Raw genomic sequence first — 14,701 nt, 5'->3', positions numbered from 1 at the left:
GTCAAGTGTGGTCCGGCTGCTCCAGCGATCGCCGGAGTGCCGAACCTCGGTGTGCTCCCGGTCCGGGCGTCCGGTAGGTCCGGGCGGCGTTGTGGTGGAAAACCGCTTCGGCGGCCGCGGCGGGGTGGGGGGCGAGCGCGTCGTGGACCAGGTCCAGCCACGCCTCGTGGTCCGTCGCCAAGGTCATGACCGGCCAATCGCTGCCGTACAGGCACCGGTCGGGGCCGAACGTGTCCAGGGCTTCGCGCACCGCGTCAACCACGACCGAGCGGACGGTGCCCGGGGTGGTCTCGGTAGCCAGGCCGGACAGCTTGGCGCGGACGTTTCCGTGCCGGGCCAGCCGGCGCAGGTCCTGGCGCCACCGCTCGTACCCGGGGCCGCCCGGCGCCGGCTTGCCGAGGTGGTCCAGGACGATCGTGGTCCGCGGGCAGGCGGCCGCCAGTTCGGTGAGCTCGGGCAGCTGGTGGGCGCGAACGCACGCGTCGAACGGCAGCCCCGCCTCGCCCAGCAGCCGCACGCCCGCCCGGAACCCGCTGTCGCGAAGGAAACCGGGCGCTTCGTCCTGCACGTTGCGCCGGACCCCGGCCACGAACGGGTCACCGCCGTACCCGGCGACGAACCGGCTCGTCGCCGCCGGGTCTTCGACGTCGACGTGCGCGACGATGCCGCGGATCCAGGGCTGCTGACGCGCTTCCTGCCGTAGCCAAGCGATCTCGCCGGCGGCATCCGCGGGCACCCGTCCCGCCTCGACGACGATGACGTCGCTGCGGGGGCGGCCCGGGAAGTCGCCGGGGGTGAACGGCCGGTCGAGGGCCGCGGTGCCGTCGAGCCAGGGGTAGCGCAGCCGTCGCGGGTCCCAGAAGTGCACGTGCGCGTCGAGGGTCGGCCGCTTCACCCGGTACCCGCCGAGGGTTCGTCGAACGGGGTGGCGTAGGACGGCGGGCGGGCGCGCAGGGCGAGCCGCAAGGTCAGCCGGATGCGGGTAGAACGAGGCAGCTCCACCTGGAGCCACGGCCCGCCGACGCCGATCGACGTGGACGTCACCGTCGGCTCGCCGTGGCCGTAGTCGTAGAGGTCGCCGATCCACGACGGGTCGTCGCAGACGCTGTAGCGCGCGGTGCGGATGTGGTGCTCGGCGAACGCCCCCGCCTGCACGATCACCGACCGCCGTTCTTCCGGGTCGAGGTTGACCAGGTCGAGCACGGTCTCCTCCGGGTCGATGCGCGAAACCAGCGCCGACACCGACGGCGGCAGGCCCGGGCGCCGCGCCTGTGCGTCGTAGTAGCGCACGCGGGCCTGCTGCAAGCCGCCGTTGTAGACGACCTGCGGGGCACCCCAGGTGAGCTGGACCAGCGCCTCGGTGACCACCGGGTTGGACTGCTGCCACAGGTGGATGTCGGCTTCCGGGACGTCCCGGTCGCGGTAGCGCTCCATCCGGGTCAGCCGGTGGCGCACCTGGGCCTGTGCCGCGGCCAGGATCCGCTCCGGGTAGCCGGGGTCGTCGCCGGCGAGGTAGGCGAACCAGGGCTCTTCGTGGCCGGCCTCTTCCTTGCTGCGGAAGGGCCGCACGGTCTGCCAGTCGTAGCCGCTCGCGGCCCGCAGCCGTTCGATGCGGTCCCGGTCGTCGGCCGACGCGGAGTGGTGCCACAGCGCGACCGGGACGCCCATCAGCATCGGGTTGTAGTCGAACCAGCCGCGGTCGTCGTGGCGGAAGGGAACGTGCAACGTCGGCGTGTGCACGTCCTCGCGCAGCTGGACCGACCACTTGGAGCCGAGGCTGGAGTCCGCTTCGGTGAAGGCCATCACCTTGCCCTGGGCGATCATCTCGTCCAGGGCCGGGCGCACCAGGTCGGTGAACGTGTCGTCGCCCGTGGCGAGCGCGGCCGAGAGCGCGCCGACGACGGCGGCATGCCCGACGCTGTACCAGCCGTGCGGCCACGACCAGCCGTAGTGCCCGCCGTACCAGCGCCCCTCCAGCAGCCCGCCCACGGTGCCGTCGGGCGCGACGTTGTCGGGCAGGATGCCGCCGTTGGCGGCCGCGCGCTCACGCCAGGCGCCCACGTACTCGGCGAGCCAGTCGCGGTAGCGCTCGTCACCCGAGAGCAGCAGGGCGTTGAGGACCAGCCCGGACGCCGCCAGGTTGACCGCGGTGTCGCCGACCCCCATCCGCCGGCGCATCTGCTCGCCCAGTGCGGAGTCCTCCGGCGGCAGCCACTCCAGCGGGAAGCCGTACGTCATGGCCTCCCGGGGCAGCCACGGGTAGGAGGCGCCGTCGAAGAGCCCTTCGCGCGCGGGGTCGCTGCCGTTGTGGGGACGCCGGATGATGCGGTGGACGGGATCGTAGTTGCCGTGTGCCGGATCGACGTAGAGCTCCGCGAACCGCAGCGCCCGCTCCCGCCACCGCGCGGGTGCGGCCATGGACAGGAAGTACAGCAGCAGCAGGCTTTCGCCTTGGTGGAACCAGTCGTAGCCGCGTTCGTACTCGTCGTGCAGCATGCCCAGCTCGGTCAGCTGCCGGGTGACGCCTTCCCAGTGGTGCTCGGACTCGGCGAGCAGGTCGTCCGCGCCGCCGAGCAGGTAGAGCTGCGGCCAGTTGAAGAACGTCTCGTAGAAGTCGTCCACGCCGTCGCGGGTGGTGAGCTCGCCCTCGTACCGCAGCCGTCCGTCCGGGCCGGTGAAATCACCGGCGAACCGGCGCCAGGCCCGGTCGAGCAGGGTGAACAGCTCGCGCTGCGCGATCGCCCAGCCCGGCGGTTCGAGCAGGGGCACCGTGGCCGTGATGACGGGATGCATCAAAGTTCTCCATGGTGGTTACTCCTTGGTCGCGCCGGCGAGCATCCCGGCGACCAGGAAACGTTGGGAGAAGAGGAAGACGACGAGCACCGGGGTGATCGCGAGCAGGGTGGCCAGCGCGAGTTCCGGGCGCTGGACCGCCGCGGTGCCGACGGTCGGGTTGAACTGCGGGACGGCGTTGAGCAGGGTGCCCAGGCCGACCTGGACGGGGAACTGGTCGCTTTCCGGGAGCAGGACGTACGGCAGGAAGTAGTTGGTCCAGTTGGCGACGAAGCTGAAGAACCCGACGAGGGCGACGACCGGCGCTGCCAGGGGCAGGGCGATGTGGCGGAACACGCCGAACGGCGAGCAGCCGTCGAGCTCGGCCGCGTCGATCAGGTCGCGGGGGAGCGCGGTGGAGAAGTAGATGTAGGTCAGGTACACGCCGAACGGGTAGAACGAGTACGGCAGGATGATCGACCACATCGAGCCGATCAGGTGGACGGCGTTGACTTCGAGGAACAGCGGGACCACCAGCGTCGCGTTCGGCATCAGCATGACCACCAGTGTCGCGACGAGCAGCGTGTGCCGGCCGCGGAACTCGGTCATCGCGAGGGCGTAGCCGGCCGGGATCGCCACGCACAGCGTGATCGCGAGCGCGATGAACGAGTAGAGCGCGGAGTTGCCCAGCCAGAGGAAGATCGCGTTGTCCCCGAACGTGGTCAGCGCGCTCCAGTTGTCCCCGAGCGCGCCCCACGAGCCGAACGACAGCGGGTTTCCGTGCACGAGCTGGTCGTCGGTCTTGGTCGCGGCCAGCAGCAGCCACAGCACCGGCAGCACGAAGAAGATCACGAACAGCGCGAGCACCAGCACCGACAACGGGTTCGGCAGCTTCCGGCGGGGCCTAGTCGGCATCGAAGAACCCCGATCGGGCCACGAACACACCGGCGACGACCACCCCGATCACCAGCAGCTCCACCGAGATGGCCGCGGCCGTGTTCACGTTGTTGTTCTGGAAGGCGAAGTCGTAGGAGAGCTGGTTGAGCGAGTAGTCGCGGCCGGCGACCCCGACACTCGCCTGCGAGAGCAGCTGCGGTTCGACGAACAGCTGGGTGCCGCCGGCGAAGGCGAGGATCACCATGTAGACGATCCACTTGCGCAGCAAGGGGATCTGGATGCGCCACGCGGTCTGCCACACGCCCGCGCCGTCGATCCGCGCCGCCTCCAGCAGGTCGGGGTTGATGTTGTTCAGCGCGCCGTACATCACGACGATCCAGCCGCCCGCCCCGGTCCAGAAGGCGATCATGGTGAACAGGACCGGTAGGTGCCCGGGCGCGACGACCTCGCCGAAGGTGTCGAAACCGAACGCCCGCAACAAGAAGCTCAGCGGGCTCACCGACGGGTCCAGCATGAACAGCCAGACCATGACGCTGGCCGCACCGGCCAGCGCCCCGGGGATGTAGTAGAGGAAACGCAGGGTGGTGCCGGCCGCCCGGGAGGTCAGGCGGTGCAGCAGCAGCGCCAGCCCGACGACGAACACCACCAGCGACACCAGCCAGCACAGCAGGTAGAGCGCCACGTGCCCGACGGCGGAGAGGTACCGGAAGTCGGCGGCGGCGTCGACGAAGTTCGCCAGGCCGGCGAAGCGGTCGCCCGCGTCGGTGAACGCGAAGTAGATCGCGTACACCGTGGGCACCACCCCGAACGCGACCAGCAGGACGACGTAGGCGGCGACGAAGAGGTGGCCGGCCCGGCCCGGCCAGCGCGTCCGTCGCCGGGACGGCGCGCCGGCCGTGCTCACTGGCTGACCTCGTACCCGTTGGACTTCGCGTAGTCGGTGATCGCCTTCTGCCAGTCGGGCAGCAGGGAGACGATCGTCTTGCCGGCGGTCTGGCCGGGGGTGACGGTCGCGGCCCAGATCGCTTCCTGGCTGAACTGCCCGTAACCCCAGCCCGGCCACACCTGCGCGGCGGCCGTCTGCATCGGCCCGGTGATGTCGCCGGCGTAGTACCCGCTGGCCGTCTGCTTCGTCAGCCAGGCCTTCGCCGCGGTCGTGTTCGCCGGGTAGCCCGGCGCGATCTGGCCCTGGTAGTCGGGCGCGGTGGTCACCCAGGTGAGGAAGTCGGTGGCGTCCTTGAGGTTGGCGCTGTGGGCGGACAGCAGCCAGGTGCCCCCGCCGACGTTGCCGACCGACGGGGCGGTTTCGCCGGCCCACTGCGGCATCGGCGCGACGCCGATCTGGCCCTTGGGCGTCTTCAAGGACTCTTGGAAGATCGATCCGCCGAACCAGGACGGCCCCGGCAGCATGAGGATCTTGTCGCCGGAGTTCTTGTCGAAGTCCGAGCTGAACACGCTGCTGGTGGACATCGTGCGGTTCTTGACCAGGGTGTCGAGCAGCGCCGCCATCCGGGTGCAGGCCGGGCTGGTGGTGTTGACCTTCACCGCCTTCGGGCCGGTGATCTCGTTGGCGCCGCACTTGCCGGCCCACAGGTAGATCTCCGGGGTGAAGTTGTCCCCGGCCGTGCCGACCAGGTAGCCGGGGTGCTCGGTGGCGACGCGCTGGCCCAGTGCCTGGTACTCCTCCCAGGTCTTGGGCACCTGGTAGTTCCACTGCTGCATCAGCGAAGCGTTGTACCAGAGCACGGTCTGGGCGAGGTCGTTGCGCAGGCAGTAGAGCGTGCCGTCCACGGTGCACGGGTCGTTGGCGCCGGGGGCCCAGCCGCTCAGCGTCGCGGCGGGGATCTGCCCCTTGTTCAGCGGCGCGGTGAAGCCGGCCTGCACCGCCCAGGACGTCTCGTTGTTCTGGGTGCTGAACACGACGTCCGGCCAGCCGCTGCGGGTGCGGTTGAACAGGCTCACCTTGGTCTGCAGGTAGTTGGAGCCGTTGGCGTCGCCGTCGTAGGTGACGATGTTCAGCTTCGCCGCCGGGTGCTGCTTCTGGTACAGCTGCGCGGCGGGCAGCCGCGTCGAGTCGACCCACACGGTGAGCGGGCCGCCGGTCTGCTGGACGGGCTGGAACTCGGTCGGGGCGCCGGTGCCGCTGCCGCCGTTCCCGCACGCCGTGACCGCGGCGAGGACGGCCGCGACGCCGAGCACCAGTCCGGCGGACCGTCGGCGGCGTTGAGCTGATCTTCCGGTTCCGGGGGCTGTCATGAGCTACTCCACTCCATCGTGGTGCCCGCAGGTCTACCTGATCAGGCAACGGACTTCGGCTATGTGTCCGACACATCTCGCGTTGCTGAGGCGTGCCGTCTATGAGAGTCCGTCGGATGTCCGTAGTCAAGAGGATGAAGAGGGAAAAATGTGTACTACTCATTCTCAGAGCGCCGAGCCGAATGTATGCTTCATGCTCACGGCGAGGTGGAGGAGGCGAGACGGCGTGCCCGCATCGATCGAACCCGGTCCCGCCGGTGGCGACCCGCCGGAGACCCGGTCGCCGACGTCGTACCGGCCCGGCTACGAGCTCGTCGCCGAGCAGATCCTCCGGCTCATCGCCGAGCTGCGGCTGCGGCCGGGCGACCGCATGCCCACCGAGAACGAGCTGGCGGGCCGGCTGGGCAGCTCACGCACGATGGTGCGCGAGGCTCTGAAGATCCTCTCGGCGATCGGGAGGGTGCGCGCGCAGAAGGGGCGGGGTCTGTACGTCGCTGACGACGAGGGGATGCTCGGCTCGGCGCACTGGGGAAGCTTGTTCCTGCCGACCGATCTCGAGCACATCTACATGCTGTTCGAGTTCCGCCGGGTCCAGGAGATGACCGCCGGCCGGCTGGCGGCGACCCGGGCCACGCCGGGTGAGCTGCGGTCGATCGAGGCGGCGGCGGAAACCTGCCGCCAGGGCCACCTGACCGGCGAGGCGGCGTTGTTCGACCGCGGGGACGACGAGTTCCACCTCGGCATCGCGGCCGCGTCGCACAACCAGTTCCTCCTGGCCGCGGTGCGCGAAGTGCGGCGGCTGCAGCACCAGTCCAGCACGATCGGCCTGAACGGCACCGTCGGCGGCCACGCGGCCGAGGCGGTCGAGGAGCACGCCGCGATCTACCAGGCGATCCGCGACGGCGACCCGGAAGCGGCCGCGCAGGCCGCGGCGGTCCACCTGGACAACACGCTGGAGGACTACCGCCGCGAGATCCAGCGGCGCGTCTTCGGCTGAGCTCCCGCCGGGCGGCGACCTCCCGGAAAATGTTGCCCGCAACTGCAACGGATCGCCGGGGCGGCGGCATCTTGAGAGGTGTGCAGTTCGAAGAGTTCTCCCGTGAGCAGCTGCCCGGCCTGGTGAAGTTCGCCGCGGTCCTGACCGGTGACCGGGAGCTGGCCCAGGACGTGGTGCAGGACGCGCTCGTGCGCGCCCATCAGGGCTGGCGGCAGGTCGCGGCGGCGGATCGGCCCGATCTGTACCTGCGGAAGATGGTCGTCAACGGCTACCTCGGCTGGCGCCGCCGCTGGTACCAGCGATCCGTGCGCCCCACCGCCGACGTCACCGGGTTCGGCGAGCCGACTGCGCCCGATCCCGCGTGGCGGATCGCCGACGCCGACCAGCTCGCCGGGCCGCTCGCGGAGCTGAGCCGCGCCCAGCGGGCGTCGATCGTGCTGCGGTTCTACGAGGACCGCGACGACAACGAGATCGCCGCGGTGCTCGGCTGCGCGCCCGGCACGGTGCGCAGCCACATCTCGCGCGGCCTCAGCGCGCTGCGCGTCCAGCTCAACGAAGGCAAGGAGACCGTGTGATGACCGACCTCGACGAGTTGCGCCGTGCGCTGCGCGCGCAGGAGTCCCTGGCCCCGGATCCGGTCGACGTGCTCGCCGCCGCCACCCGCCGGATCCGGCGGCGCCGCACGGCCGGCGTCGCCGCGGTGACGCTCACGGTCGCCGCCCTCGGCGCGGGGGCCGTCGTGGTGCTGGGGCGCGGTCCCGCGACGGTGCCGCCGGCCACGCTGGCGAGTTCCCCGGCCGAGACCCAGCCGCCGGCCACCGAAAAGGTCCCCCCGGCCGCGCCGGCGATCAGTCTCGAGGACCGGTCCTGGGAGCTGCTGATGTGGTCCTCCCGGCCGCACTACGCCGCCCTGCACTACGGCCAGGCCCGGCAATACGCGTTCGAGATCGACGTCCGTGACGGTGCCGCACCGGCCGGCGCCCTGGCCACGAAGCCTTCGGCAGCCGGTCAGCTCCCGAACCCGAAGTCGGTCATGTGGCGGGACGGACCGGATCGGTGGATCTGGGCGAGGACCACGAAGCCGGTGACGGCCGGGGAAATGCTCGCCCTGCTGGCGAAGATCGGCACCACGCCGCCGGTGGTCGCGTCGCCGCTCAAGTTCGTGCAGCTCCCCGGCGGGCAGCAGGTCGGCTCGTTCACCAGCGAGCCCGAGACCAACACCGTGGTGCTCTGCCCCGGCGACGTGCTGGGGAAGGCTCCGCTCGACAGCCGGTGTTTCTCGCTGACCGTGTCGCTGACGAGCCACTTCGCGGACAGCAGTTTCCCGGAGGACCCGCTGCCCGTGCACCAGTACCGGAAGCTCGGCGCCTACACCGTCGAAGTCAACAGCTCACTCGCCAACAGGCAGGCCGCGTCGACGTTGCTGAATTCCGTCCAGCTCAACCGATGAGACGCGGACGCGCCGAAGTGGCGGTCGAGCTGTTCGGCCGGACCGCCGCCGGACGAGCACGGCTCGGTCTGAGCCGTGCTCGTCCGGTGCCGGGGGCTCAGGAGCAGGACACTCCGTTCAGGGCGGGGGACAGGAAGGGTGGGGTGCCGCCGCTGTAGTCCGCGTTGTAGCCGACGGTCGCGGTGCCCCCGGTGCCGAGCTTGCCGTTCCACGAGGCGTTCACGACTCGCACGGTGTCGCCGGTGTCGGTCCAGGTCCCGTTCCAGCCCTGGCCGACGGTCACTCCCGGCGCGGAGAACGTGAGTGTCCAGCCGTCGACGGCCGTCCCCAGGTTTTTGATGACCACCTCGCCGGTGTAACCGTTCTGCCACGAGCTGACCACCCGGTGCGTCACCGTGCACGAGCCGGTGCCCGGTGCGGTCGTGGTGGTCGTCGGGGTGGTCGGGGTCGTGGTCGTGGTGCCGCTCGTGGTCGTGGTGCTGGCCGGCGGCGCACCGGCGGCCGCCAGGTCGTACGCCCGCTGCGGAACGAACTGGCCGGCCGAGGCGATGCAGCCGTCCGCTTCACCTGGCGGCTTGACCCAGAGGTACGCGGCGATCTGCGCGTCACCCGTGGCGTCGGTGCTGGGTGTGCCGATGGCCCGGCCCGCCGGGTCGCACCACTCGCTGCCCAGCGGCCCGTTGCCGTTGCGGCTGGTGTCAATGACCGCGCGCAGCCGCGAGTCGCCCACCGCGTTCAGCACCGACTTGGCGAAGCCCGCCTCGTCGCCGGTCGACCGGTAGTTGGAGACGTTGGTGCTGATGCCGTCGCCGCTGTTCGAGATGTCCGCGGCCCGCAGCCGCGACGCGGCTTCGGACGGTGCCAGCCAGGCGGAGTGGCCGATGTCGAAGTACACCTTCGTCTGCGACGAACCGGACTTGAGCTTCTTGCCCGCGTAAGCGATCGACGCCTTGGTCTGGTTCTGCTGGTCGGCCGACTGGCAGTTCGTCATCAGCGCGAGTACGTCGGGTTCCAGGACGATCGCCGCGGGGCGGCCCGCGATCCCGGCGGCCACCTGGTCGATCCACGCCCGGTAGGCGTCGTGGGACGGCGCGCCGCCGCCACTGGCGCCGCCGCAGTCGCGGTTCGGGATGTCGTAGACGACCATGATCGGGACCTTGCCCGCCGCCGCGGCAGCGCCGACGTAGCTGTCGACCTCGGCGCGCACCGTCGAGGTGTTGGTGGTGGTGAACCACCTTCCCTGCGGCGTGGCCGCGATGCGGTCCCGGATCATCGGCGTTCGTGAGTCGCCGGGGTTGGCGGCGACCCACTGGGCCGCGTTTGTGCCCGGGTCGACGTAGAACGGCGAGGAGGCGGCCTGCGCGCTGCCTCCGACCACCAGCGCGGTGGCGCCGGCCAGCAGCGTCGCGCCGAGGGCCGCGCCGGCGAACCTGGTGCTCCTCTTCCCGGGCCCGTCGGGTATCCGTTCCGGCCGGACGTCCGGCGCGGTCGGAAGGGCGGTGCGTCCGCGGGGAACGCGTACCTGTTTCGTCGCTCTCATGAGTCCTCACAGCGTCGACGGCGATGGCGACTGGGAGCGCTCCCATAGGGCGTACTGTAACCGGCGGAAGGCCGCTGGGAAAGAGGCTTCAGCGCAGCGCCCACCGCTGGTTCGCCTGCCCGCTGCAGGCCCACAGGATCAGCTGGGTGCCGTTGGCGGTGCCCTGCCCGGACGCGTCGAGGCAAAGACCCGACTGGACGCCGGTGATCGTGCCGTCGGCGTTGACCGTCCACTGCTGGTTGGCCTGGCCGTGGCAGTCCCAGACGATCACCGGGGTGCCGTTGGCCGTGCCGTGGCCGGAGGCGTCGAGGCACTTGCTCCCGCCGACGGTCAGCGTCTGGCCCGCCCGGGTCCACGCCTGGCCGGCCTGCCCGCCGCAGTCCTGCAGCCGCACCTGGGTGCCGTTGGCCGCGCTCGCGGCGTCGACGCACCGGCCCGACTGCGTGCCGACGATCTGCCGCGCCGTGGACGTTCCCGGCGTGCCGATGCTTCCGGGCACGGACTGCAGTGCGCCGAACCAGGTGGCGGCCATCTTGTCGTACCCGCCGGCCGTGGGGTGGATGCCGTCGATCAGGTCGCCGGTGGTCACCGCGGAGTGCATGTCCACCAGGTGCACGTGCTTCCCGGCGTTCTGGTTGCTCTGCACGATCCCGGGGATCGCGGAGTTGAACGTGCGGACGGCGGACTCCTGCCCGGCGTTGGCGAGCGGGATGATCGTCGCGACGAAGACTTCCGCGTCCGGTGCCGTCGCGGTGATGTGGTCGATCAGCCCGGACAGCCGGGCGGGGGCGCGGCCGACGTCGTAGTTCTGCAGGACGTCGTTGGTGCCGATGTGCAGCAGGACCGTGTGCGAGCCGGTGTTCCGCAGCCAGGTGACGATGTTCGCGTCGATCTGGTCGATCCGCCAGCCCGGGTGGCCCTCGTGGTCGTGGTCGCCGAGGGCGGCCGGGCCGTTGTACTGCGAGCCGGTGAAGTCGACCTGGTAGCCGCCCGCGCTCAGGCGCTGCCACAGCCCGATCCGGTACCCGCCGGGGACTTGCGTGCCCTCGGTGATGGAGTCGCCCAGCGGCATGACCCGCACGCCGCCGTTCGAGTCGGCGGCTGCCGGGGTGCCCGGGATGAACGCGCTCAGGAACAGGGCCGTCGCGGCCGCGACGAGTCGGAATCTCATGGCTCTCCTCGATCGATCAGCCGAAAGTCCACTTCTGGTTGGCTTGCCCGGTGCACGTCCACAGCCGGACGGCGGTGCCGTTGGCCGTGCCGCTGCCGGTCACGTCCAGGCACAGTCCGGATTGGACACCGGTGACGGCGCCGGCCGAGGTGACCTGCCAGCGCTGGTTGGCCCCGCCGTTGCAGGTCCAGATGACGACCTTGGTACCCGGCGTGGTGCCCTGCCCGGAGGCGTCCAGGCACCGGGTGCTGTCCCCGCTGTAGACCGTCAGTTCCCCCGCGGTGGTGCGGGTCCAGGACTGGTTGGCGCCGCCGGTGCAGTCCCAGATCTGCACCTGGGCGCCGGGGGTGGTGCTGACGCCGTTGACGTCCAGGCACTTGACCGCGCCGGCCGCGCGCACCGGGCTCGCGGCCGGGCCGGTGCCGCCCGGGCCCGCGGCGGCGATGACCTGCTGCGCGCCCGACGGCCAGTTGGTGCCGCTCACCTGGACGTTCCCGCTCAGGACGTTGTTGTGCGGCGACCCGGTGGCCACGTTCGTCGCGCCGCCGTTGTACCAGTTGCCGCTGAAGGTGCTGTCGTTGGTGTTGTTGGTGCCGCTCGCGTTGGTGAAGGCCCAGACCCCGGAGTCCTGGATCACGTTGGCCGACAAGGAAACGTAGCGGGAACCTTCGTCCAGGTACAGGCCGACCGTGCGGTTGTTGTCGTACACGTGGTTGTGGTTGATGGAGCTGCCCGGGTTGGCCGACAGGTTGTAGATGCTGCCGCCGTCGTGCATGAGCTTCTTCGTGCCGTGCACCCGGTTGTAGCTGACGACGGTGTCCCGCAACGTCGTCGGGGTGGAGTACACGGGCTGGTAGTTGTACAGGCCACGGTTGCGGTAGTCCTGGCTGCCACCCGGGTCGTTCGCGCCCCAGCCCCAGCCGACGTCGATGCCGTCGTAGGTCAGGTTCGCCACGTCGTTGTGCGTGATCACCGCGTGCGTGACGTAGGTCGACAGGATGCCGGCCATCTCCCGGTAGTCCAGGGCGACCCGGCTCACCGTGTTGTTCGACAGCGTGATGTCGCGGTTGGTCATCGCCGCGTTCGACGGGTGGTGGGCGTCCGGCCGCACCCCGCCGACCACGATGCCCGCGCCCGAGTCCTCGGTGAAGGTGTTGCGGTCCACGGTGATCGACGACGCCCCGAGGCCGAGCCCGGACGCGTGCGCGTTGGCGTCGTTGCCGATGCCCAGCGCCACCTGCCCGAGGTGGGTGAAGGTGTTGCCGCTGAACGTGATCCCGGTGGCGGCCGAGACCTGGACGGCGGCCGGGGCCTGCGCCCAGCCGTTGCGGGCGCCCTCGAACAGCGGGCAGCCCGACTGGCACGAGCTCAGGAAGTCACCCGGCATGGTCGCCGCGGCCGGGAGGAACGTGCCGCTCTGCTGGTTGGCGTAGCCGACCGACGTCCCCGGCGTGAGCCAGGTGGTGTGCTCGAAGTGCAGGCCGCTGAAGGTGAGGCCGCGCACCGGGTTGTCGTAGCTGCCGCTGATCCGCAGCAGCGACGTCAGCCGCGGCAGCTCGACGTCGTGGCTGCCGGGCACCCACCCGCTCGGCGCCTTGTAGTAGAGCTTCCCGGCCTGCGGGTCCAGGTACCACTGGCCGGTGTTCTTGAGGAACAAGTACGAGTTCTCGAGGAACAGCTGGCCGCCGCCGAAGGGCTTGGCGAGGGTGTCGTAGCCCCAGTTGTTGTTGTTCCACGCGGGCTGCTGCATGACGATCGACGTGCCGCTGACGTGGTCGACGGGGGAGTACCGGTCGGTGAAGGAGTTCTGGCTCTCCACCTCGATCCGGTTCTGCTGCGGCAACGTCGCGAGGTAGTTCAGCGCGGAGTTGACGATGGTCATGCCGGACGTCGTGATCTGCACGTCGCTGCGCGAGATCGGGATCGACGCGCGTGGCGCCAGCGCCCCGTCCACGAACAGCTGCCGGGAGTCGGCGCCCTGCGGCACGGACGCCGCCCAGATGTTCTGGCTCGCGTCCTGCACCGCCCAGCCGGTGACCTGCGAGCCGCCGGAGAGGATCGGCGTCTGGCCGGACGCGGCCTGCCAGGTGACGGTGTGGCCGTTCTGCCCGGAGTCGGCACTGGTGAACGTCAGCGGGGCGGAGAGCCGGTAGGTCCCGCCGGCGAGCTGCACAACAACGTCGTCGGCGGCCGACCGGTCGCGGGCCAGCTGCTGCGCCCTGGCCGGGGTGGCGACCGGCTGCCCGGGCGTGCCGGGGTTGGCGTCGTCGCCGGTGGGCGCCACGGTGATGGTGACGGTCGCGGCGTGGGCGGGCGGCGCCGCCACCGCGCTCACCACGAGGGCGGTGACGAGCGCGGCGGCCACGGATCCGGTGCGCGGCGGCATGGCGGGTACCTCTCCGGGAACGGGGACGTCGGGCGCCCGGGAGTCCACAGTGGACCCGACGAACGGGGAAGGATGTGTACGACTCATACGAGGCCACGGTCGGGCCGTCGTCAAGAGACGAACGGATGCCTCGTCGCCGTTCGATCATTTCACCTGGGGGAACGCATGTAAGTTTCATTCCGCGCCGCGGCGCGGTTGACCGGACCGCCGGGCCGCGAGGTACAGTCACTGGCCGGTGCCCACTGAGTCATACTCATCGGGTGACCCGTGACGAGGAAGCCGCACCGCCCGCGCCGTACCGGCCCGGCTACGAAGTGGTGGCCGAGCAGATCCTGCACCTGATCGCCGAGCTGGACCTGCGGCCCGGCGACCGGATGCCGACGGAGGTCGAGCTGGCGGCGCGGATGGGAACCAGCCGGACCGTGGTGCGGGAGGCCGTCAAGATCCTCTCGGCGATCGGCCGGGTACGCGCGCACAAGGGACGTGGGCTGTATGTCTCCGACGACGAGGGCATGCTCGGCGCTTCCCGCTGGGGCGGCTTCTTCCTGCCCGCCGACCTCGACCACGTCTACATGCTCTTCGAGTTCCGCCGGGTCCAGGAAACCGCGGCCGGCCGGCTGGCGGCGGCGAACGCCACCCCGGCCGAGCTGCGCGCGATCGAGACCGCCGCCGAGACCTGCCGGCAGGGCCACCTGACCGGGCAGAGCGCATTGTTCGACCGCGGTGACGACGACTTCCACCTGTGCATCGCGACCGCGTCCCACAACCAGTTCCTCGTCGCGGCCGTGCGCGAAGCCCGCCGCCTGCAGCGTCAGACGAACATCATCGGGATGTCCGGCGCGGTCGGCGGGCACGCGGCGGACGCGATCGAAGAGCACGCGGCGATCTACCGGGCGATCCGGGACGGCGACCCGGAGGAAGCGGCCCGGGCGGCCGCCGTCCACCTCGACAACACCCTGGAGGACTACCGGCGCGAGATCCAGCGGCGGCTCTTCACCCGGTGAGCGCAGGAGTGTGTGCCCGAAGCCCGGCTTCGGGCACACACCCCTGCGCTCATTCCTTTGTGGACCTCGGTGATCGAGGGACGACCGCGTTGCGTTGCGGGTGAGTAAGTTTCACCGCGCATTGACCTTTGCCGCCGCGCACTCTTATCTTGACTTCAGGTTTGGTAACCGAGCGATTTCGGAGCGCGCATCCCGCGCACTCCTTTCCACTCCTGAAGAGGAGTACCC

General features: G+C 70.7%; 12 protein-coding genes. 4 read left to right on the top strand and 8 right to left on the bottom strand.

The features are described from left to right. Position 1 precedes the first annotated feature (1 nt). Genes ACIA5G_RS14680 through ACIA5G_RS14660 form a run of 5 tightly spaced genes read right to left on the bottom strand, consistent with a single transcriptional unit; the run spans position 2 to position 5,925 of the window. Positions 2 to 895, bottom strand: a complete 894-nt coding sequence (locus tag ACIA5G_RS14680; RefSeq protein ID WP_395923377.1) for an amidohydrolase family protein — start codon at positions 893 to 895, stop codon at positions 2 to 4. Then, the gene (locus ACIA5G_RS14675; RefSeq protein WP_395923376.1) at positions 892 to 2,793 is read right to left on the bottom strand and encodes a hypothetical protein; all 1,902 of its coding nucleotides are present in this window, start codon (positions 2,791 to 2,793) and stop codon (positions 892 to 894) included. Before ACIA5G_RS14675 ends, ACIA5G_RS14680 begins: the two co-directional genes overlap by 4 nt. 18 nt (positions 2,794 to 2,811) lie before the next feature. After that, positions 2,812 to 3,687: a carbohydrate ABC transporter permease gene (locus ACIA5G_RS14670; protein WP_395923375.1), complete on the bottom strand. Its 876-nt coding sequence runs from the start codon at positions 3,685 to 3,687 to the stop codon at positions 2,812 to 2,814. Next, complete coding sequence (locus ACIA5G_RS14665) at positions 3,677 to 4,573, bottom strand: carbohydrate ABC transporter permease (protein ID WP_395923374.1); 897 nt, start codon at positions 4,571 to 4,573, stop codon at positions 3,677 to 3,679. The genes ACIA5G_RS14670 and ACIA5G_RS14665 overlap by 11 nt, the downstream gene beginning before the upstream one ends. Beyond that, positions 4,570 to 5,925 (bottom strand): ABC transporter substrate-binding protein, encoded by a 1,356-nt coding sequence (locus ACIA5G_RS14660; RefSeq protein WP_395923373.1) that lies wholly within the window; start codon positions 5,923 to 5,925, stop codon positions 4,570 to 4,572. The genes ACIA5G_RS14665 and ACIA5G_RS14660 overlap by 4 nt, the downstream gene beginning before the upstream one ends. A 226-nt stretch (positions 5,926 to 6,151) precedes the next feature. On the opposite strand from ACIA5G_RS14660, the gene ACIA5G_RS14655 reads away from it, so the two are divergent. The 3 genes from ACIA5G_RS14655 (at position 6,152) to ACIA5G_RS14645 (ending at position 8,372) form a co-directional block, all read left to right on the top strand. After that, a complete protein-coding gene (locus tag ACIA5G_RS14655; protein WP_395923372.1) occupies positions 6,152 to 6,922 on the top strand; it encodes a FadR/GntR family transcriptional regulator in 771 nt (256 codons plus the stop codon). Between the two features lie 80 nt (positions 6,923 to 7,002). Further along, positions 7,003 to 7,497: a SigE family RNA polymerase sigma factor gene (locus ACIA5G_RS14650; protein WP_395923371.1), complete on the top strand. Its 495-nt coding sequence runs from the start codon at positions 7,003 to 7,005 to the stop codon at positions 7,495 to 7,497. Beyond that, entirely contained in the window at positions 7,497 to 8,372 is an 876-nt protein-coding gene (locus ACIA5G_RS14645) for a hypothetical protein (protein WP_395923370.1), read from the top strand. The genes ACIA5G_RS14650 and ACIA5G_RS14645 overlap by 1 nt, the downstream gene beginning before the upstream one ends. A 97-nt stretch (positions 8,373 to 8,469) precedes the next feature. Here the strand turns inward: ACIA5G_RS14645 and ACIA5G_RS14640 are convergent, their stop codons facing one another. The 3 genes from ACIA5G_RS14640 to ACIA5G_RS14630 form a co-directional block, all read right to left on the bottom strand. After that, positions 8,470 to 9,912 (bottom strand): glycoside hydrolase family 6 protein, encoded by a 1,443-nt coding sequence (locus tag ACIA5G_RS14640; protein WP_395923369.1) that lies wholly within the window; start codon positions 9,910 to 9,912, stop codon positions 8,470 to 8,472. Between the two features lie 88 nt (positions 9,913 to 10,000). Beyond that, complete coding sequence (locus ACIA5G_RS14635) at positions 10,001 to 11,083, bottom strand: ricin-type beta-trefoil lectin domain protein (RefSeq protein ID WP_395923368.1); 1,083 nt, start codon at positions 11,081 to 11,083, stop codon at positions 10,001 to 10,003. 16 nt (positions 11,084 to 11,099) lie between these two features. Further along, the gene (locus ACIA5G_RS14630; RefSeq protein ID WP_395923367.1) at positions 11,100 to 13,469 is read right to left on the bottom strand and encodes a ricin-type beta-trefoil lectin domain protein; all 2,370 of its coding nucleotides are present in this window, start codon (positions 13,467 to 13,469) and stop codon (positions 11,100 to 11,102) included. Between the two features lie 260 nt (positions 13,470 to 13,729). Between ACIA5G_RS14630 and ACIA5G_RS14625 the strand changes: the two genes are divergently transcribed. Continuing rightward, entirely contained in the window at positions 13,730 to 14,473 is a 744-nt protein-coding gene (locus tag ACIA5G_RS14625; RefSeq protein WP_395923365.1) for a FadR/GntR family transcriptional regulator, read from the top strand. The last annotated feature ends 228 nt before the right edge of the window (positions 14,474 to 14,701 follow it).

The organism is Amycolatopsis sp. NPDC051758 (assembly GCF_044453095.1).
Classification (GTDB): Bacteria; Actinomycetota; Actinomycetes; order Mycobacteriales; family Pseudonocardiaceae; genus Amycolatopsis.
This window is presented reverse-complemented; position numbering and strand designations above follow the sequence as displayed.

Excerpts from the sequence above, each read along its gene's own strand:
- ACIA5G_RS14675 (WP_395923376.1), bottom strand. The coding sequence starts at position 2,793 with ATGCATCCCGTCATCACGGCCACGGTGCCCCTGCTCGAACCGCCGGGC.
- ACIA5G_RS14670 (WP_395923375.1), bottom strand. The coding sequence starts at position 3,687 with ATGCCGACTAGGCCCCGCCGGAAGCTGCCGAACCCGTTGTCGGTGCTG.
- ACIA5G_RS14660 (WP_395923373.1), bottom strand. The coding sequence starts at position 5,925 with ATGACAGCCCCCGGAACCGGAAGATCAGCTCAACGCCGCCGACGGTCC.
- ACIA5G_RS14645 (WP_395923370.1), top strand. The coding sequence starts at position 7,497 with ATGACCGACCTCGACGAGTTGCGCCGTGCGCTGCGCGCGCAGGAGTCC.
- ACIA5G_RS14640 (WP_395923369.1), bottom strand. The coding sequence starts at position 9,912 with ATGAGAGCGACGAAACAGGTACGCGTTCCCCGCGGACGCACCGCCCTT.
- ACIA5G_RS14635 (WP_395923368.1), bottom strand. The coding sequence starts at position 11,083 with ATGAGATTCCGACTCGTCGCGGCCGCGACGGCCCTGTTCCTGAGCGCG.
- ACIA5G_RS14630 (WP_395923367.1), bottom strand. The coding sequence starts at position 13,469 with ATGCCGCCGCGCACCGGATCCGTGGCCGCCGCGCTCGTCACCGCCCTC.